Below are 18005 nucleotides of genomic sequence, written 5' to 3' on the forward strand. Positions count from 1 at the left end.
CTAGCCGAGCCGCAGCTCAGGGCCGGTGAGGGGACGGTGCGGGAGGATGGACGGCATGGACGCCGAGCTGTTTCCCCGAGAGCGCGCGCTGATCGCGCCGGGCGCGGTGCACGTCCCGGACTGGCTGGATCCGGACGGTCAGCGAGAGCTGCTGGCGGCCTGCCGCGCGTGGGCGCGCCCGCCCGCCGGACTGCGCACGGTGCGCACCCCGGGCGGCGGCACCATGACCGCCCGCCAGGTCTGCCTCGGCTGGCACTGGTACCCGTACGCCTACGCCCGCACGGTCGTCGACGGCGACGGCGCCCCGGTGAAACCGTTCCCCGCGTGGCTGGACGACCTGGCCCGGCGCGCGGTGCGGGACGCACTGGGGGCGGAAGCGGCGGGGCCGGACGCACCGGGGGCGGACGTAGTGGGGCCGGACGCACCGGGGGCGGACGCGGTGGGGCCGGACGTATGGGGGGCGGACGCCCTGGGGCGGGAAGTGCCGCCGTACGACATCGCCCTGATCAACTTCTACGACGGCGACGCCCGCATGGGCATGCACCGCGACGCCGACGAGCGCTCCGACGCGCCGGTGGTGTCCCTGAGCCTCGGCGACACCTGTGTCTTCCGCTTCGGCAACACCGAGACCCGGACCCGCCCGTGGACGGACGTCGAGCTGCGCAGCGGCGACCTTTTCGTGTTCGGCGGGCCCTCCCGGCTCGCCTACCACGGGGTGCCGCGCGTGCACCCGGGGACGGCGCCGCCCGGGCTCGGGCTGCGGGGACGGCTCAACGTGACGTTGCGGGTCAGCGGCTTCCCGGCCGCCGGCTGACGGACGGATCATGGGAGACTCGCCCTCATGAGCGGCAAGGCTGACCCCCGGCCGGCGGGGGAAGGGACCACCTCGAGGACGCGGTTGGACCGGGGGCGCGGTGCGCTCGGGCCCGCGTTGGAGCTGGTGCACACCGGACGGGCGCCCACCCGTGCCGTCCTCACCGCCGAACTCGGCGTCACCCGTGCCACGGCCGGCGCGGTCGCCGCCGAGCTGGAGGCGCTCGGCCTGATCCGGGTCGACGCCCGGCCCGGCGCCGCCGCAGGCTCCCAGGGCCGCCCCTCGCACCGGCTGCGGCTCGCCGAGGACGGGCCCGTCGCGCTCGCCGCCCAGGTGCACGCCGACGGCTTCCGGGCCGCGCTGGTCGGGCTCGGCGGGCGGATCGTCGCCACCGCGCCCGGCTGCGAGACCGTCGACGCCGACCCGGCGAAGGTGCTCGGCTCGGTCGTCGAGGCGGGCGCCGAGCTGCTGCGGCAGACCGGGCGGCGGTGCGTGGGCGCCGGGCTCGCGGTGCCGTCCGCGGTCGCCGAACCGGAGGGCCTGGCGCTGAACCCGCTGCACCTGGCCTGGCCGGCGGGCGCGCCGGTGCGGGAGATCTTCGCCGAGTGCGTGCGTGCCGCCGGCATCACCGGGCCCGCCTTCGCCGCCAACGATGTCAACCTCGCCGCGCTCGCCGAGCACCGGCACGGCGCCGGGCGCGGCGCCCGCGACCTGCTGTGCGTGGCCACCGGGCACCGCGGTGTCGGCGGCGCGCTGGTGCTCGACGGGCGGCTGCACTCCGGCAGTTCGGGCCTCGCCCTGGAGGTCGGCCACCTCACCGTCAACCCCGAGGGCCGCCCCTGCCACTGCGGCAGCCGCGGCTGCCTGGACGTCGAGGCCGACCCCCTGGCCCTGCTCACCACGGCGGGCCGGGAGCCGGGCCCCGAGGTGTCGCTGCTCAAGCAGGCCAACGACCTGCTGCGCGAGGAGTACGACGACCCGGCCGTGCGGACCGCCGCCGAGGCGCTGATCGACCGGCTGGGCCTGGGCCTGGCCGGGCTGGTCAACATCCTCAACCCGGACCGGATCATCCTCGGCGGCCTGCACCGCACCCTTCTCGACACCGACCCCGAGCGGCTGCGCGCGGTCGTCGCCGACCGCAGCCTGTGGGGCCGCAGCGGCGGCGTCCCCATCCTTCCCTGCACCCTCGACCACAACAGCCTGGTCGGCGCTGCGGAACTGGCCTGGCAGCCGGTACTGGACGATCCGCTCGGGGCGCTCGCGGGCTGAAGGCCTAGAGGGACGCGCCGCCGTCGACGACGAGGTCGGTGCCCACCAGGGAGGCGGCGGCGTCGGACGCCAGATACAGCACCGCCTCCGCCACCTCCTCCGTCGAAGCGACCCGGCCCAGCGGCGACTGCTCCTTCATCCGTACGGCCCGCTCCTCCTCGGTCTCGCCCGGCCGGAGCGACATGGCCGTGTCGGACGCCCCGGGGCTGACCGCGTTGATCCGCACGCCCTCGCCGATGTGGTCCAGGGCGGCGCCCCGGGTGAGCGAGGTGACGGCCGCCTTGGTCGCGGCGTACGCGGTGGTGCCGCCGAGCTGCTGATGGGTGCCCAGATTGGAGGCGATGTTGACGATCGCGCCGCCGCCCGGCTGGGCGCGCATCTGCCGGATCTCGGCCGCCATGGCGAGGAAGACGCCGGTGACGTTGATGTTGAGCACGGTCCGCCAGTCGTCCTCGGACATCTCGGGGAGCGGTCCGCCCCGGAAGACGCCCGCGTTGTTGACGGCCACGTCGAGCGAGCCGAACCGGTCGACGGCGGCCCGGACCAGCGCGGCCACGTCGTCGGCGCGGGAAACGTCGGCGGTGTGGGCGAGCGCCGTGCCGCCGGCCGCCTCGATCAGAGCGACGGTCTCGTCGAGCGCCGCCCGGCCGCGCCCGGCCACGAGCACCCGGGCTCCTTCGGCCGCGAACGCCAGGGCGGTGGCCCGGCCGATGCCGGATCCGGCGCCGGTGACGAGGACGACGCGGTTGGCGAAACGAGTGCGGGACATGGTGACTGCCTTTCGGATAGCGGGAGTTGACGAGCGGGAGAGGGTCAGGGGCGGCGCGCGAGGCGCAGGAGCGGGGCGGCGAGCGCGAAGAGCCCGGCCGCGACGGCGAGGCTCGCCCGGTCGCCGCCGGTGGCCAGCAACAGGGCGAAGACGACGGTCGGCCCGACCTCCATGGCGGTGTTGTGCACCCCGCCGGCGAGCCCGGTACGCGCGGCGGGCACCCGGTCGGTGGCCAGGACGGCCGCCCCGGCGAACGCGGCGGCGGCCCCAGCGGGCAGCAGGAGCAGGCCGGGCAGGACGCCGTAGCCGTACGGGATCCCGCCGTCGAGCCCGGTGAGGGCGAGCAGACCGAGCCCGGCGGCGCCCGCGGCCAGCCCGCCGCCGGTGACCGCGACGGGCCCGTGCCGGGCGACGAGCCGCCCCGCCGCCCGCCCGGAGACGAGGAGCGCCACGGCGAACGGCACGAACGCGGCCGAGGTGCGCAGCGCCGACCAGCCGCGCTCCTCTTGGAGATGCAGCGAGAAGAGGACGAAGACGGTGCTGGTCCCGGCCGCGGTCAGCGCCGTGGCGACGAGCCCGAGCGCGCGCCGCCCGTCGCGCAGGAAGCCCGGCGGCAGCAGCGGGTCGGGCGCGCGCCGCTCCACCCCGAGGAACCCGGCGAGCAGCACGACCCCGGCGAGCAGCGGGCCGAGGACCCGCGCCGAGCCCCAGGGCCAGGCGTCGGTGAGGACGAGGCCGTAACTGACGGACACGATCCCGGCGGTCGCGAGCAGCGCACCGGGCACGTCGAGGCGAGGGCCACGGGTGTGGGGGCGGCCGTCAGCCGGTGGCAGGTGGCGAGTGCCGCGGGCCTGGGGGCCGCCGACTGATGGCAGTGGGCGGGTGTCGCGTACGCCCGGACCGTCGGCCGGGAGCAGCCGCGGCGCCAGCGGCAGGACCAGGGCCGTGACGGCGAGCGGTGCGGCGAAGGCCCAACGCCAGGACAACAGCGCGGAGATGACGCCGGAGAGCAGATTGCCCGCCGTCGCACCGAGCACCGACAGACCGCCCCAGGTCGCCATCACCCGCCGGTACGCGGCCGGTTCGGGAAACAGCGTGCGCAGTACGGCCATCGCAGCGGGCGCGACCAGGGCGGCTCCGGCGCCCTGCGCGAACCGGGCGGCGAGCAGCGCGGCGTATCCCGGGGCGAGCGGGGCGGCGGCCGAGGCCGCGCCGAAGAGCAGCAGCCCGGCGAGCAGGGTCCGCCGCCCGCCGTACCGGTCGGCGAGGCGGCCCCCGAACAGCAGCAGCCCGGCGAAGGTGAGCCCGTAGGCCGCGCTCAGCAGGATCAGTTCCTCGCGCGTCAGCCGGAAGCCGCGGCCGATCTCGGGCAGGGTCACGGCGACGGCGGCCAGCGTGAAGATCAGCGTGACCTGTAAGGAGCCGAGCAGCGCGAAGGGCAGGCGGGTGCCGCGCACCGGCCCCGAGAGGTCCGGCACGGCGTCGACCGTGGCCATGAGCCCCCCTTTCTGGATCGATCGGTCAAATATCCGGGCAGCGCAAACGACCGCCCTCGCGGGCGACCGGATGTCCGCGCGCCGGCTCAGTCCAGCAGGGCGAGCGCCTGCTCGGCCGCGTCACGTGCCCGCGCCGGGTCGCTGGAGGCCTTGCCCACCACCCGCAGGCCCTGCATCAGTACCAGCAGCATCCGGGCCAGCGCCCGCGGATCGCGCTCCTCCGGCAGCTCGCCCTGCGCCTGGGCGCGCAGCAGTGCCGAGTGCAGCGCGGTCTCCAGGTGCTCCCAGCTCAGCTCCACCCGCCGGGCCGCCGCGGTGTCGTGCGGGGCCAGTTCGGCGGCGGTGTTGGTGACGAAACAGCCGGCCGAGCGGCGACTGTCGTCCGCGGCGTCCGCCGCGAACCGCCGGACGACCGCGCGGACGGCGGGCAACGCCGGGCCGGGCTGGGACAGTTCGCGCAGGAGCGGCGGGTTCTGCGCCTCGCCGTAGCGGTCGAGCGCCTTGAGGTACAGGTCGCGCTTGTTGCCGAAGGTGGCGTAGATGCTGGCGCGTCCGATGCCGAGATGGTCGACGAGGTCCGCCATGGACGTCGCCTCGTACCCCCGCCGCCAGAACAGTTCGAGGGCCGACTGGAGGACGGCGTCCGGATCGAATTCCTTGCTCCTGGCCATACGGCGACCCTAGGTTATTCAAGAACGACCGGTCAAGTATTGCCTATGCTTTATCGGTTGGGGTCGTCGATCCGGAGCGCAGCGGCACGGGCGGGCCCGAGTGCGGCCCCCACTCCGCCCAGCTGAGCCGGCGGCGTCCCGCCCCGCGTGTCGTGCGTCAGCAGAAGCCCCGCCGCCTGCTTGGCTTGGCGGGCCGGTGCGGGTGTGCCCGAGATGGCGGCGGTGGTCATGGCTCCCTCGGCCGGCAGAGCGATCTGGGTGCCGGTCAGCGCTGTCGCTCCCGCAGCTGTCGCCAGTTTCCGCAGGTAGGCGTGGAAGGCGTCCTTGTGGTGCCGGGCCGCGGCAGCGACCCGGGGTGATGTGCCGCCCAGCTCGCCGAAGGAGCTGACGAAGGCGCACCCGTGGAAGTCGGCCTGGGCGAACCAGTCTTCCAGCCAGTCGAAGACGGCGAGCAGCCGCTCCTGTGGAGCTTCCGCGGCCGTGTCGACGTACGTCGCAAGGCTTTGGAGCCAGCGGGCATCCCTGCGGGCCAGGTAGGCCTCGACGAGGTCGCCCTTGGAGGGGAACAGCTGATAGAGGCGCCGCAACGTGACGCCCGAGGAGTCCCGGATTCCTTCCCTTGCGTGAGAACCATCGTTCTCCTAGCGTATGGGGACATCGCGAGAACGACCGTTCTCACGGCCGTGGGACTTCCCCGACGAAGGAGTGCGTCATGTCCGAGCAGCGCCCCCCGTTCCCGCCGTTCACCCGGGAAACGGCGATCAGCAAGGTCCGCCAGGCCGAAGACGGCTGGAACACCCGCGACCCCGAGAAGGTCGCCCTCGCCTACACGCCCGACTCGCGCTGGCGCAACCGCGCGGAGTTCGTCACCGGCCGCGACGGGATCGTGAAGTTCCTGACCCGCAAGTGGAACCGGGAGCTGGACTACCGCCTCATCAAGGAGCTGTGGGCGTTCGGCGAGAACCGCATCGCGGTGCGGTTCGCCTACGAGTACCACGACGACTCCGGCCAGTGGTTCCGGGCCTACGGCAACGAGAACTGGGAGTTCGACGACAACGGCCTCATGCGCGTGCGCCACGCGAGCATCAACGACTTGCCGATCGCCGAGGAGGAGCGCAAGTACCACTGGCCGCTGGGCCGCCGACCCGACGACCACCCGGGCCTGTCCGACCTCGGGCTGTAAACCCCCCACCCCCCATCAGCGCCCTGGGCAAAAGGCGGTCGACGAGGTGCAGTCCGGTGAGATCGACGGCACGGCGTGACCCGCGGGGCCGACGGGGGCAGGTGGAGCGCCGGCATTGGTCTCGGCGTGCGACACCAGCGCTTCCGTAGCTCCCTCGTGATCGCGCTGGGGCTGTCCATGACAGGCCGGCGCCGCCGTCCCCGCCCGCCGGCGCCGCACCGCACTGGGACTGCTCCCCCTGAAGCCGACCCGGGCCGCCCTGACGCCCGCCCCTGGAATCGGCTTCTTCCTGCTCCCGACGCTTCTTCCCCGACGTCGCCAACCTCCCGCTGCGCCCGCCCGCGATGCCGGCCTCCACGGCCGCAACCCTGGATCTGGTCAGGCGGCCTGACCGAAGCCCTCGCTCGTCACGTTCTCCTCGTCAGCTGGGTGAAGTCCACATCCAGCTTCGGGTCGTACGCATCCGGCGGCATACCGAGCCTTGGCCGCGACGGCGAAACTCCGGCCGTCGGTGGGTATCTCCGTCGCCTAGGCACCGACTGCGGCCCGGCGCGGCCGGGCGACCAGCTCGCCGCCGCAGTTGGGGCAGATGCCCCGCAGGGCGGTGCCGCAGGGAGCGCAGAAGGTGCACTCGTACGAGCAGATGAGGGCCGGTCCGTCCGGCGGCAGGACCGCCGTCTCACAGCGCTCGCAGCGATCGCGCATCTCGAGGGCCATCGTCCGTTCCCCTTTCGACTGCGGGCCCCGCGGCCCGTGGATGCCCATCCTGCGGGCGCGGGCCGGGCCGTTGAACGCGCCGGCGGGACAAAGATCAACCGAATCGGGCCATACGGCACTCAGGGCCAGTCCACGGCGAATGCCCGGCCCGGGTTCTCCGTGAGGACGCGAGCCACCAGGTCCGCGCCCAGCGCGACCTCCAGCCGCTGCCGCACCCGGCGCAGCAGATACGGCATGCCGGGCCCGCCGTGCACCGAGCGGGCGGCGGAGGTCGTGGTGTCGCCGCCGAGCAGCAGCCGGTCGGCGAACCCGGCGTTGGCGAGCCGCCGCAGGGCGTCCGGCATCCGCCAGTCCGTGGCGTGATGGGCCCGGGACGGGCCGTCGAAGGCCAGATAGGCCCCCGACTCGGCGGCCTCGCGGTGCGCGACCGGGTCGGGGGAGCGGTTGAGGTGCCCGAGGATCACCCGGTGCGGCGGCACACCCAACTCGCCGCACAGCAGGTCCAGTACGTCCAGCGCTCCCGTGCCGAGCTCCAGATGGACGGCGACGGGCGCGCCGGTCGCGTGGTGCGCCTCGGCCGCCGCGGCCATGGTCCAGCGGGCGTGCGCGTCGAGGGCGTGGAAACCGCCCGCCACCTTGATCAGCCCCGCCCGTACGCCGGACCCGCCGATGCCCTCGGTGAGTTCGGCGACGAAGACCTCCGCGAGCCGTTCGCGCAGCCCGTCCAGCGTGGCGTCGTCGTAGTGCGCGGCCTGGTGCAGTCCCGTCGCCGCCACCACCTGCACCCCGGTCTCCCGGGACAGCCCCGGCAGCTCACCGGCCCGCCGCCCCATGCCGTACGGCGTCCACTGCACCACGCTGCCGCCGCCCACCGCGCGGAACGCGGCCAGCTCCGCGCGGGCGGCCGACACGTCCCGCAGCTCTTGGCCCGGGAGTTGAGGGCTGGTCAGGAACAGATGGTCGTGCGCGTCGCAGACGCCCAGCCGCCCGGGGAGGACGTCCCCGAGCACCGTGCGGACCCGGCTCACCACTGCCGGCCCCGCGGCAGCCGCGCCCGCCCGGGCGCCGACAGGTGCAGCACCCGGAACACCTCGCCGTCCGCCCCGGGGGCGTCGTCCGCCCAGAGCGAGAAGAGGACCAGCTCCCAGCGGCCGGTGTCCACGGCCGCCGCCGCACACACCGCACCGTCCCGGGCCGCGAGCCGTCCGGCCTCGCGCACCGCCTCCCCGGCGACCTCGCCGAGCACGACGCCCTCCGGCACCGGCCGGCGCTCACGGACCGCGACCCGCGCGGGCGCACCCGCGGCGCCGCCCTCCTCGTAGGAAAGGCCCGACCACTGTCGTACGGCGGGCCGCCCGAAGTCGTCACTCAGCCCCTGGAAACCGCCGCCCCAGAGGAAGGAGTTCATACCGCGCACGGTGTTCCACAGATAGAACGGCGCGTACTGGTTGACCGGCGAGCCGTCCATCCCGCGCTCCCGCATCAGATACGCCTTGAAGCCCAGCCCCTCCCAGTCGTCGAGGAGATGCCCGAGACGGGCCACACGCGCGCGGACGACGTCCATGTCGTAGTCGGCGGGCAGCGTGATCTCGTACTGCATGGCGTGCAATGGATGCCTCCTCAGGCGGTGCGTTCGGCGGGCGGCGCGAGCAGGGCGAGCAGGCCGCGCACCCCCGTGTCGAAGGCGGACGGCAGGCCGGAGGCGCGGGCGAGGACGTAACCGCCCTGGACCGTGGCCACGATCGCGGCGGCGATCTCCTCGCCGTCCAGACCGGGCGCGAACTCCCCCCGCTCCTGCCCCTCCTCGACGAGCCCTGCCAGCCGTTCGCGCAGCCAGTCCAGCGTCTCGTCGACGGGCGCGCGCAGTTCGGCGCTGGCGATGACGTCCGGGTCCATGGTCAGCCGTCCGATCGGGCAGCCGCGCAGCACATCGCGCTCACGGCGCAGATACGCCGCGATCCGCTCGTACGGCGTCCCCGGCCCGCCGAGCACGCCCTCGGCGGTGGCCCGCATCTCCTCGGCCGTCCGCCGGATCGCGGCCAGCGCGAGATCCGGCTTGCCCTTGAAGTGGTGGTACATACTGCCCTGCCCGGCGCCCGCCCGCTCCAGGATCGCCTTGGGGCTCGTGCCCACGTAACCGCGCTCCCACAGCAGCTCACGGGTGGACTCGATCAGTCGCTCCGAGGTGCTCATACACCGACTGTACATACCAGTAGTTACAGAAGTCGAGCCCCGGCCGGGCAGTCCCCCCGGCCAGGGCCCGCGGGTTCAGCCGACGGGCGCGCCGAACCACCTGGTCAACCGGCTGAGCAGATCCGTCTGATCCTCACCCACCCACGCCACGTGGCCGTCCGGCCGCAGCAGGACCGCCGGCACGTCCAGTTCCTCGCCGACGTCGACGACGTGGTCGACCCGGTCCGCCCAGTCCGCCACCGAGAGCCGGCCGGTCTGGTCGAGCAGCAATCCGCGGCCGCCGCGCATCAGCTCGTAGAGACGTCCCTGCTTCAGCTGCACGTCCCGCAGCCGCCGGCCCAGCAGTTCGTGGCCCTCGCCCAGGTCGTAGCGGACGCCGACCGCGGTGATCATCTCGGTCACGTACCGGTTCGCCTCCTCGAAGTCCAGCAGCTTCGAGAACAGCTCCCGCAGCGCGACCGTCCCCGGATCGGTGCCCAGCAGCGTGATCTGCGCGCGGGTGTTCTCCAGCACGGCCGCGCCCACGGGGTGGCGTTCGGCGTGGTAGCTGTCCAGCAGCCCCTCCGGCGCCCAGCCGTTCACCTCGGCGGCGAGCTTCCAGCCGAGGTTGAACGCGTCCTGGATGCCGAGGTTGAGCCCCTGCCCGCCGGTCGGCGGGTGGATGTGCGCGGCGTCGCCGGCCAGCAGCACCCGGCCGACCCGGTAGCGCTCGGCCTGCCGGGTGGCGTCGCCGAACCGGGAGAGCCAGCGCGGCGAGTGCGCGCCGAAGTCGGTGCCCGCGACGGCCCGCAGCCGCTGCTTGAACTCCTCGAGGGTCGGCGCGGTCGCACGGTCCTCGGCCACCCCTTCGGCGGGCACGATCAGGCGGTACACCCCGTCCCCTTCGGGGATGACGCCGAACCGCAGCTGGGTCTTGCGGACTTCCGCCACGACGGCGGCGACCGCCGCCGGATCCTCGGTCAACTCCATGTCACCCAGGAGCGTCTCGACCTTGGCGGGCTCGCCGGGGAAGCCGACGCCGAGCCGCTTGCGCACCGTACTGCGGCCGCCGTCGCACCCCACGAGATAACGCGAGCGCAGGCGCGTGCCGTCCGTCAGCTCGACGGTCACCCCGTCCTTGTCCTGGCTCAGCCCGGCCACTTCGCAGCCGCGCCGGATCTCGGCACCGAGTTCGAGGGCACGCTCGTCGAGCAGCCGCTCGGTGACCGGCTGCGGGGTGGCGAGGCCGTACGGATGCGCGGTGTCCAGCCGTTCCGGCCACGGCTTGGCGATACCGCCGAAGAGACCGCCGACCTGGAACTTCTCACTGACCGCGACAAACCGGTCCAGCAGCCCCCGCTGGTCCATCATCTCCACACTGCGCGCGTGCAGACCGCGCCCGCGGGACTGCGGGGCCGGCTCCGTCAACTTCTCCAGCACCACCACGCGCACGTCGTGCAGCCGTAGCTCGCTCGCCAGCATCAGCCCGGTCGGCCCACCGCCGACCACGATCACGTCGATCATCACCACACCCGTTTCCCCAGGTTCCGGCCTCGGCCGGTGATTCTGCGGGATGATCGGGGCCTTGCCGCAAGCCCCCCTGTGCGCTATACGTTGAGAGTGGCAAGGAGTGGGTGAACTCCTTGCCTTCGTCTTGTCCGGCCTCCGCCTGCGGCGTACGCGCGTACTCCCGGCGAGGTACGCCGAATGTCGTCGGCCGTACGACGCCCCGGACCCCTCCCGCGAGCCAGGCTCGAGTCATCACCGGATCACCGGATCACTGATGAACCGACGACGCACCGACTCGGGAGATGACTCGCCATGCAGACCCTCGCACACCTCGGCGACGGCGGCCCCGGCGCCTGGATCCTGCTCTTTCCGCTGATCTGGGCGGCCGTCGTGATCGGCGGAATCACGCTGCTGCGCCGCACCGTGTGGCGCGGACGCGGCGGCCCATGGCGGCCGGCGGCCGTCGACCACACCTCGCCCATCGCCGTCCTCGGCCGCCGCTTCGCCTCCGGCGAGATCGACGAGGAGGAGTACTGGCGCCGGCTGTCCGTCCTCGACGAGCAGTTCGGACGTACGGGCGGCGGCGCGGCGTGACCGCGCCGCCGGGGGAGGAGCGGCCCGGCGGCACGCCCCCTCACCGCCCGGTCAGCCGGGAACGGCGGACCGGGCGGGAGCGTGCGCGGGCCGCCGCGCGTCGGCGGGCTCGGCGTGGCCGACGGGTTCGGCGTCCGCGAAGCGGCGCGCGGGTGCCTCCGTGTCCGTACGGCGCGGCGGGCGCGGGGACGTCTCCGTGTCCGTACGGCGCGGCGGGCGTGGGGGCGCCTTCCGGGTGGGGGACGGCGTCGGCAGCGTGAACCAGACGACCTTCCCCTGCTCGCCGTCCGGCAGCGCGCCCCAGCTGTCGCTGACCGCCGCCACCATCGCCAGCCCGCGCCCGCGGGTGGCCAGCGACTCGGCGTCCTCCACCACCGGGAGGCGGGGATCGTGGTCGCGCACCGAGACCTTCAGCCGGTCGAGCAGCAGCTCGATCTCCACGGTGCACATCTTGTCGGGCTGGGCGTGGCGGTGGACGTTGGTGAGCAACTCCGTCACACCGAGCGCGGCCCGGTCTATCAAGGCGTCCAGATGCCAGTAGCGCAACTGCGCAGAAACGATTCTGCGGACCTGGCCGATCCGCGACGGCAGGGCTTGGAGCTCCACCGTGCAGTGTCTGCTTGGGTGACTGATCACGGCTGCGACTCCCCGACGTGAGGTCCGGAAGAACACGGAGTTCGGATCCAGCAGAGAGCCTGCGTGAAACGGCCGCCTGCTGTCGTGCCCGGCGGGCTGGTTCGCAGCGTTATCGCCGGTAAACCCAGAGTGACGTGAGAACAGCGTGACCCAGGGGGTGCGGTGGCGCAACTCGCGGACATCTCAGTCGCCGCGCCCCGCCGCCCGGCGTACCGCCTCGATGAACCGGCGTGCCGCGGGCGGCCCCGGCTCGCCCGGAGCCGGGTCGTGCTCGCCCAGGGTCAGCAGGTACCGCTTGCCGTTGAGGTCGGCGAGTGCCCGGTCCTCGGAGCCGAACCACGGCCTCGACGCCCGCACCGCCTGTACCGGCGCGCTGTCGATCTCACTGCCGTAGCTGGTCAGCAACTCCAGCCGGCCGCCGCTGATCCGGACCTTGCCGGCCCGGGTGAGCGAGCGCAGCCCCTTGCCGATCCGCACGCCCGTGGCCGTGAACTCCGGCTCCGCCATGCCCGTTACGCCCCCTTGTCGCGTCTCGCGCGTGGGCCCCGACCGGGACGGCACACCCCGCCCCCGGTGCAGTCTGCCCCGGCCGCGCATCGAGCACCAGTGCGCATGTGCCGGGCGCACCGGCCACCCGGAGCACTCGCCCGAATGCGCCCCCGTGCGACACCCGCCCGCCCCCTTCGCACCCCTGTTCCCGCAGCCCGCCTTTGAGCCCTTCAAAGATGCGTTTATGCAGGTGAGAAGGCGTGCGGAAGGTGTCTATCATCGGGGTGTCGGCCGCGCGAGGCGCCGTCGGCGCGCAGCCTAAGGAGCCCCGTCGTGAGCACCCGCACCCCTCAGCAGCCCTCCGTCGGTGTCACCCTCGACACCCTCGACGTCGACCGGACCGACACCGCCTACCGCGACTGGCTGAAAGACGCCGTCCGCAAGGTGCAGGCGGACGCCAACCGCTCCGCCGACACGCATCTGCTCCGCTTTCCGCTGCCGGAGCACTGGGGCATCGACCTGTATCTGAAGGACGAGTCGACCCACCCCACCGGCAGCCTCAAGCACCGCCTCGCCCGCTCGCTCTTCCTCTACGGCCTGTGCAACGGCTGGATCCGCCCCGACCGCCCGGTCATCGAGGCCTCGAGCGGCTCCACGGCGGTCTCCGAGGCCTACTTCGCCAAGCTGATCGGCGTGCCGTTCGTCGCCGTCATGCCGCGTACGACGAGCGCCGAAAAGATCCGCCTGATCGAGTTCCACGGCGGCCGCTGCCACTTCGTGGACGACCCGCGCACCATGTACGAGGAGTCCGCCCGCCTCGCGGCCGAGACCGGCGGCCACTACATGGACCAGTTCACCTATGCGGAGCGGGCCACGGACTGGCGCGGCAACAACAACATCGCCGAGTCCATCTTCCGCCAGCTGCGCCTGGAGCGTTTCCCGGAGCCCGCGTGGATCGTCGCCACGGCCGGCACCGGCGGCACCTCCGCGACCATCGCCCGCTACGTCCACTACATGCAGTACGACACGCGCGTGTGCGTCGCCGACCCGGAGAACTCCTGCTTCTTCGAGGGCTGGACCACCGGCGACCCGGACGTGACCTGCGACTGCGGCTCCCGGATCGAGGGCATCGGCCGCCCCCGGATGGAGCCGAGCTTCGTGCCCGGCGCCGTCGACCGCATGATGAAGGTCCCCGACGCGGCGAGCGTCGCCGCCGTGCGCGCCCTGGAGCAGGCCATCGGCCGCAAGGCGGGCGGTTCGACGGGCACCGGGCTGTGGAGCGCGCTGAAGATCGTCGCCGAGATGGTCGCCGAGGGCCGTACCGGCAGCGTGGTCACCCTGCTGTGCGACCCGGGCGACCGCTACCTCGACAAGTACTACTCCGACGCCTGGCTCGCCGACCAGGGCCTGGAGATCGCCCCGTACACCGCGGCGATCGACTCGCTGCTGGCGACGGGCGTCTGGCCCGACTAGACGGCGAGCCGCCGGTTCAGGCGGCGGACACGGCCTAGGCGGCGAGCCGCCGGTCCAGTGCGACGACCGCGTCCCGGAAGGCGCGGCCCAGACCGGGCCGGGCCAGCCGGAGCGCCGCCCGGAACACCACGTTGCCCTCGGCGGCGAACGTCCACCGCACACGCGTGCCGCCGTCGGCCGGAGTCAGCCGCCACTCCTCGGCCAGCGCGTGGACCCCCGGCGCGTTGGTGACGTCCACGCGGTAGGCGTACAGCTCGGGCCGCTTCGCCGCGAGAACCGTCTCCTCGAACCGGGTCCCGCCCCGGAGCCGGACCTCGCGCCCATCGTCCGTCGGCCGGGCGAGCGTCACCGCCGAGAACCACGCGGGCCAGCCGGCCACGTCCTCGGCGAGGGCAGAGAAAACGGCGTCGGGCGGCGCGGAGATCTCCCGCGCGAAGACCAGCCGTACGGGCGCGCTCTCGACGAAGTCCAGCCCCACCGGGCGCAGTCGACGGGCCATGGTGACGCCACCCCTCTCTCGACGGGAGCGTCACCCTAGCTGACATCGCGTCAGCTGTCTGCACCCTCGTCGGGCTCGCCCGCCACCACCAGCCGCAGATACTCGGAGATCTCCGCGCGCGCCTCCGCGGGCAGCCCGGCGTCCGTCACCAAGGTGTCGACCTGGTCCAGCGTCGCGAACGAACTCAGGCCCACCGTGCCCCACTTGGTGTGGTCGGCGACCACCACCACCCGGCGCGCCGACTGCACCAGGCGCCGGTTGGTCTCGGCCTCCGCGAGATTCGGCGTCGACAGACCGGCCTCGACCGATATCCCGTGCACCCCGAGGAACAGCAGATCGAAGTGGAGCGTGGCGATCGCCTGGTCGGCCACCGGCCCCACCAGCGAGTCGGACGGGGTGCGCACCCCGCCGGTCAGTACCACCGTCGCCGCGCCCGTGCGCTGCCCGGAGGTGCGCTGCGCCACGTGGAAGACATCGGCCACCCGCACCGAGTTGGTCACGACCGTGAGGTCGGGCACGTCCAGCAACCGGTGCGCCAGCGCGTACGTCGTCGTACCGCCCGACAGCGCGATCGCGGCGCCCGGCGGGACCAGCTCGGCCGCGGCCCGCGCGATGTCCTCCTTGGCGGACAGCTCCAGCCCCGACTTGGCCTCGAACCCGGGCTCGTGCGTGCTCGCCTCCGCCACCGGCACCGCGCCGCCGTGCACCTTCTCCAGCACGCCCTGCCGGGCCAGCGCGTCCAGGTCCCGGCGGATCGTCATGTCCGACACGCCGAGCTTGCGGGTCAGCTCGTTCACGCGGACGCCGCCGCGGCGCCGGACCTCGTCCAGGATCAGGGCGCGCCGCTGCTCCGCGAGGAGGTTCTGATTCTCGCTCACGTACGCTCCGGTCCTTTCGCCTCAAGCCTCCGACACGCCCCCGCACACCCTCCGACGAGGACTTATCCCGCGGCCCCGGTGCGTGGGCGTCCCATCCTCGCACGGGCCGGGGCGGGTCGCGCCATCGGCTGTCCGACGCGCGCATGTCACTTGTGTCTCATCCGTCGCTCATCCGTGACCCGGATCGGGGAGATTCCGTGACGATGGGTGTACGCCGCCCGTCCGGCGGACATCCTGGTGCCCGCGCGGACGACAGAGGCCGATGGTGCGTCACGGGGGAAGTGCGACAGTGGAACACGCTCAAGAACGTGCTGTGAACGAAACGGCCGCCACCGGCCCCGCCGGGCCGTCCGGAGCCGCCCTGGAACTGCTGGTCCACGGGGTGGGCGGCACCACCCCGGAGCGGATGCTGGACGATCCGCGCACGACACGGGTCGGCGGCGACGACACGGCCGCCGTCTTCCGCCGCACCGCCGACGTCGAGGACCCCGCACGGAACGCCGGAACCGACGGCCGCCCGGTGCCCGAGGCCTACGTCTGGTGCAACCTGACCTCCGGCAACGGCGCCCGCGCCCTGTGGCTGCTGTTACTGCCGTTCATGGTGGTCAACCTCGCCCACTGGATGCGCCCCGCCGCCCACGGCCGCCGCCGCGCGATCCGGCTGTACGGACTGCTGGTGCGGCTCACCGGACTCACCCTGACCGTGCTCCTCGTCGCGGCGGCCTGCGAGGTCGCCCTTGACCTCGCGGCCTGGCAGTGCGCGGGCACCCCCGCGTGCGCACAGCGGCACTCCTGGCTCGGCTTCCTGTCGCCCACCGTCTCCGACGGCGGCTGGTGGAGCCGCCCCGGCCGCCGGCTCGCCCTCGCCGCGCTCCTGCCCGTCGCCCTCGTCGGTCTCCTCTGGTACCTCTCCCTGCGCACCTGGAACGCCTACGAGTCCCAGCTGCCCCTCACCCCCACCCCCCGGACCGACGAGGACAACGCTCCGACCGCGCTGGCCCGGCCCGGCTTCTGGTACGGGCGGCGCCTGGTCGCCCGGCTGCGCGCCGCGCACACCGCCGCCGGCCTGCTCACGGTGGCCGCCGCGACCATTGGCCCCGCCGCCCGGCACGACCGCGCCCCCGGCGGCCCGGCCGTCCTGGACGCGGCCGGGTGGCTGCTCGCGGCCGCCCTGCTCACCGTCGCGGTCCTCGCCGTGGCCGTGGTCTGCCAACGCGGCCGCAGCGAGCGCCGCCTCGACCAGGGAACCGACGCGCCTCTCGTCCGCGGCCTGCCGCTCGCCGCGCTCGTGCTGCTCGCCCTCGCCCTGGGCTACGCCGGGTGGGAGCGCCCGGGGTGGGAGTCCTCCGGCCGGCTGCCGGGCGACGCGGCCTTCGGCGCCATCGCCCTGGTCCAGGGCCTGCTGGTGATCGCCCTCGCCGTGGTCGCGCAGCTGCTGCACCGCACCCGGCCCGACGCCCGTGCCGCCCTGCGGGGACTCGGCGGGCCCGCCGTCGCCATGCTGGCCTGCGCCCTGGGCGGGGTGATGTCCGGCGGGGTGTCCCAGCGGGTCGCCGACTGGCTGGACGGCACCCACGCCGCCGTCCCCGGCCCGCCGGTCCTGCTGACCTGGCAGGCCTCCGTGATCCCGCCGCTGCTGGTCGTGGTGCTGGTGCTCTGCGGCGTACTGGCCCGGCGCACCCTGAAGCTGGCCCGCGCCGAGCGCGCGGACGTGGCCCGCGACTACCCCGGCGAGCGCCAGGAGCCGGACCGCACCCGCCGGATCGCCCGCGTCCGCGCGATGGCCACCCTCACCGACCGCGGCCCCCTCCTGGTCGCCGTCGTCTCCGCCTCGACCCTGCTCCTGGGTGCCGGGGCCCTGGTGGGCGCCCTCACCACCGGACAGACCCCGAGCCGCGCCACCCGCGACGCCTACGGATTCGTCCAGGGCGCCGCCGAGACCGCGCAGGCGCTGGGCTCCTGGCTAATCGGACTCGGCTTCATACTGTTCGTCACCTGGGGCCGGCGCGCCTACAAGGACGCCTCCGCGCGGCGCACCATCGGCATCCTCTGGGACGTCGGCACCTTCTGGCCGCGCGCCGCCCACCCCTTCGCCCCGCCCTGCTACGCGGAGCGGGCGGTCCCCGACCTGACCTGGCGGATCGACACCTGGACCCGCGTCACCGGCGGCCGGCTGGTCCTCTCCGGCCACTCCCAGGGCAGCGTGCTCGCCGCCGCGACGGCCTGGCAGCTGTCCCCGGCCACCCGCAAGCGGGTCGCCCTGCTGACGTACGGCTCCCCGCTGGAGCGGCTGTACGGCCGTTGGTTCCCCGCCCACTTCGGGCCGGCCGCGCTGAGCGCCCTGCACCACGAGGTCGACTGCTGGCGCAACCTGTACCGGCTCACCGACCCCATCGGCGGCCCGGTCCGGGTGCCCGCCGACGGCGGCCCCGAAGTCGACCGCCCTCCGCTGAAGGACCCGCTCGCGCACGGCCGGACCGACGACCATCCGCTGCCCGCACCCGTCCTCGGCCACTCCGACTACCAGGCGGACCCGGCCTTCGCCGAGGAACGCGAGCGGCTGCTGGCCCGGCTGCGGCCTGGGGTGCCGGGCCAGCGGCCGTTGGGCGAGGACTGAGGCGTTCACCACGGGCGGGGCCGAGGCCTCCACGCGCGGCCGGACCCACGCGTCCGCACTCCGATCCCCGCCCCCGGTGCCTCTCGTCCGGGCCGGGCCGAGGCCTCAACGTGCCGCCGGGCCCAGGCGTCTGCACTCCGGTCCTCCGGTTTCCTGCCCCAAGGCATCTCATCCGGGCCGTGCCCAAGGCCTCTCATCCGGGCCTGGCCCGAGGCCTTT

The 18005-nt window shown here is 74.1% G+C and carries 19 protein-coding genes; 6 read left to right on the top strand and 13 right to left on the bottom strand.

Features of this window, described 5'->3' with window-relative positions:
- Nucleotides 1–55: 55 nt before the first annotated feature.
- Nucleotides 56–814: an alpha-ketoglutarate-dependent dioxygenase AlkB family protein gene (locus ACZ42A_RS26495; protein WP_468529753.1), complete on the top strand. Its 759-nt coding sequence runs from the start codon at nucleotides 56–58 to the stop codon at nucleotides 812–814.
- Between the two features lie 27 nt (nucleotides 815–841).
- Nucleotides 842–2083 carry an ROK family protein gene (locus tag ACZ42A_RS26500; RefSeq protein ID WP_468529754.1) on the top strand — a complete coding sequence of 414 codons (1242 nt, stop codon included), beginning with the start codon at nucleotides 842–844 and terminating at the stop codon, nucleotides 2081–2083.
- 4 nt (nucleotides 2084–2087) lie between these two features.
- On the opposite strand, the gene ACZ42A_RS26505 is transcribed toward ACZ42A_RS26500, so the two are convergent.
- The 4 genes from ACZ42A_RS26505 to ACZ42A_RS26520 all read right to left on the bottom strand — a co-directional run bounded on the left by ACZ42A_RS26505 (nucleotide 2088) and on the right by ACZ42A_RS26520 (nucleotide 5606).
- The gene (locus ACZ42A_RS26505; protein WP_468529755.1) at nucleotides 2088–2852 is read right to left on the bottom strand and encodes an SDR family NAD(P)-dependent oxidoreductase; all 765 of its coding nucleotides are present in this window, start codon (nucleotides 2850–2852) and stop codon (nucleotides 2088–2090) included.
- 44 nt (nucleotides 2853–2896) lie between these two features.
- Entirely contained in the window at nucleotides 2897–4348 is a 1452-nt protein-coding gene (locus ACZ42A_RS26510; RefSeq protein WP_468529756.1) for an MFS transporter, read from the bottom strand.
- Nucleotides 4349–4434: 86 nt separating this feature from the next.
- Nucleotides 4435–5019, bottom strand: coding sequence for a TetR/AcrR family transcriptional regulator (locus ACZ42A_RS26515; RefSeq protein ID WP_468529757.1), 585 nt, complete (start codon nucleotides 5017–5019; stop codon nucleotides 4435–4437).
- 50 nt (nucleotides 5020–5069) lie between these two features.
- The gene (locus ACZ42A_RS26520; protein ID WP_468529758.1) at nucleotides 5070–5606 is read right to left on the bottom strand and encodes a TetR/AcrR family transcriptional regulator; all 537 of its coding nucleotides are present in this window, start codon (nucleotides 5604–5606) and stop codon (nucleotides 5070–5072) included.
- A 125-nt stretch (nucleotides 5607–5731) separates the two neighbouring features.
- Between ACZ42A_RS26520 and ACZ42A_RS26525 the strand changes: the two genes are divergently transcribed.
- Nucleotides 5732–6202 carry a nuclear transport factor 2 family protein gene (locus ACZ42A_RS26525; RefSeq protein ID WP_468529759.1) on the top strand — a complete coding sequence of 157 codons (471 nt, stop codon included), beginning with the start codon at nucleotides 5732–5734 and terminating at the stop codon, nucleotides 6200–6202.
- A 528-nt stretch (nucleotides 6203–6730) separates the two neighbouring features.
- Here ACZ42A_RS26525 and ACZ42A_RS26530 read toward each other — a convergent pair.
- The 5 genes from ACZ42A_RS26530 to rox form a co-directional block, all read right to left on the bottom strand.
- Nucleotides 6731–6919: a DUF1272 domain-containing protein gene (locus ACZ42A_RS26530; protein ID WP_468529760.1), complete on the bottom strand. Its 189-nt coding sequence runs from the start codon at nucleotides 6917–6919 to the stop codon at nucleotides 6731–6733.
- A 119-nt stretch (nucleotides 6920–7038) separates the two neighbouring features.
- Nucleotides 7039–7947 carry a phosphotriesterase family protein gene (locus tag ACZ42A_RS26535; protein WP_468529761.1) on the bottom strand — a complete coding sequence of 303 codons (909 nt, stop codon included), beginning with the start codon at nucleotides 7945–7947 and terminating at the stop codon, nucleotides 7039–7041.
- Nucleotides 7944–8528, bottom strand: a complete 585-nt coding sequence (locus tag ACZ42A_RS26540) for a DUF4865 family protein (RefSeq protein WP_468529762.1) — start codon at nucleotides 8526–8528, stop codon at nucleotides 7944–7946. Before ACZ42A_RS26540 ends, ACZ42A_RS26535 begins: the two co-directional genes overlap by 4 nt.
- 11 nt (nucleotides 8529–8539) lie before the next feature.
- Nucleotides 8540–9127 (bottom strand): TetR/AcrR family transcriptional regulator, encoded by a 588-nt coding sequence (locus ACZ42A_RS26545; protein ID WP_468529763.1) that lies wholly within the window; start codon nucleotides 9125–9127, stop codon nucleotides 8540–8542.
- Nucleotides 9128–9187: 60 nt separating this feature from the next.
- Nucleotides 9188–10615: a rifampin monooxygenase gene (gene rox, locus ACZ42A_RS26550; protein WP_468529888.1), complete on the bottom strand. Its 1428-nt coding sequence runs from the start codon at nucleotides 10613–10615 to the stop codon at nucleotides 9188–9190.
- A gap of 297 nt (nucleotides 10616–10912) precedes the next feature.
- Here rox and ACZ42A_RS26555 point away from each other — a divergent pair, with 297 nt between their 5' ends.
- The gene (locus tag ACZ42A_RS26555; RefSeq protein ID WP_468529764.1) at nucleotides 10913–11194 is read left to right on the top strand and encodes an SHOCT domain-containing protein; all 282 of its coding nucleotides are present in this window, start codon (nucleotides 10913–10915) and stop codon (nucleotides 11192–11194) included.
- A gap of 51 nt (nucleotides 11195–11245) precedes the next feature.
- On the opposite strand, the gene ACZ42A_RS26560 is transcribed toward ACZ42A_RS26555, so the two are convergent.
- Together ACZ42A_RS26560 and ACZ42A_RS26565 are read right to left on the bottom strand one after the other, a co-directional pair.
- A complete protein-coding gene (locus ACZ42A_RS26560) occupies nucleotides 11246–11830 on the bottom strand; it encodes an ATP-binding protein (RefSeq protein ID WP_468529765.1) in 585 nt (194 codons plus the stop codon).
- A 183-nt stretch (nucleotides 11831–12013) separates the two neighbouring features.
- Nucleotides 12014–12337 (bottom strand): hypothetical protein, encoded by a 324-nt coding sequence (locus tag ACZ42A_RS26565; protein ID WP_468529766.1) that lies wholly within the window; start codon nucleotides 12335–12337, stop codon nucleotides 12014–12016.
- Nucleotides 12338–12652: 315 nt separating this feature from the next.
- Here ACZ42A_RS26565 and cds1 point away from each other — a divergent pair, with 315 nt between their 5' ends.
- Entirely contained in the window at nucleotides 12653–13792 is a 1140-nt protein-coding gene (gene cds1, locus ACZ42A_RS26570; protein ID WP_468529767.1) for an L-cysteine desulfhydrase Cds1, read from the top strand.
- Between the two features lie 34 nt (nucleotides 13793–13826).
- Here cds1 and ACZ42A_RS26575 read toward each other — a convergent pair whose 3' ends face one another.
- On the bottom strand, nucleotides 13827–14291 hold the full coding sequence (locus tag ACZ42A_RS26575) for an SRPBCC family protein (RefSeq protein WP_468529768.1): 465 nt from the start codon (nucleotides 14289–14291) through the stop codon (nucleotides 13827–13829).
- Between the two features lie 50 nt (nucleotides 14292–14341).
- Entirely contained in the window at nucleotides 14342–15169 is an 828-nt protein-coding gene (locus tag ACZ42A_RS26580) for a DeoR/GlpR family DNA-binding transcription regulator (RefSeq protein ID WP_468529769.1), read from the bottom strand.
- 289 nt (nucleotides 15170–15458) lie between these two features.
- Here ACZ42A_RS26580 and ACZ42A_RS26585 point away from each other — a divergent pair, with 289 nt between their 5' ends.
- Nucleotides 15459–17786, top strand: a complete 2328-nt coding sequence (locus tag ACZ42A_RS26585; RefSeq protein ID WP_468529770.1) for a hypothetical protein — start codon at nucleotides 15459–15461, stop codon at nucleotides 17784–17786.
- Nucleotides 17787–18005: the final 219 nt, after the last annotated feature.

The sequence above is a fragment of the Streptomyces sp. NPDC030838 genome (assembly GCF_055572035.1).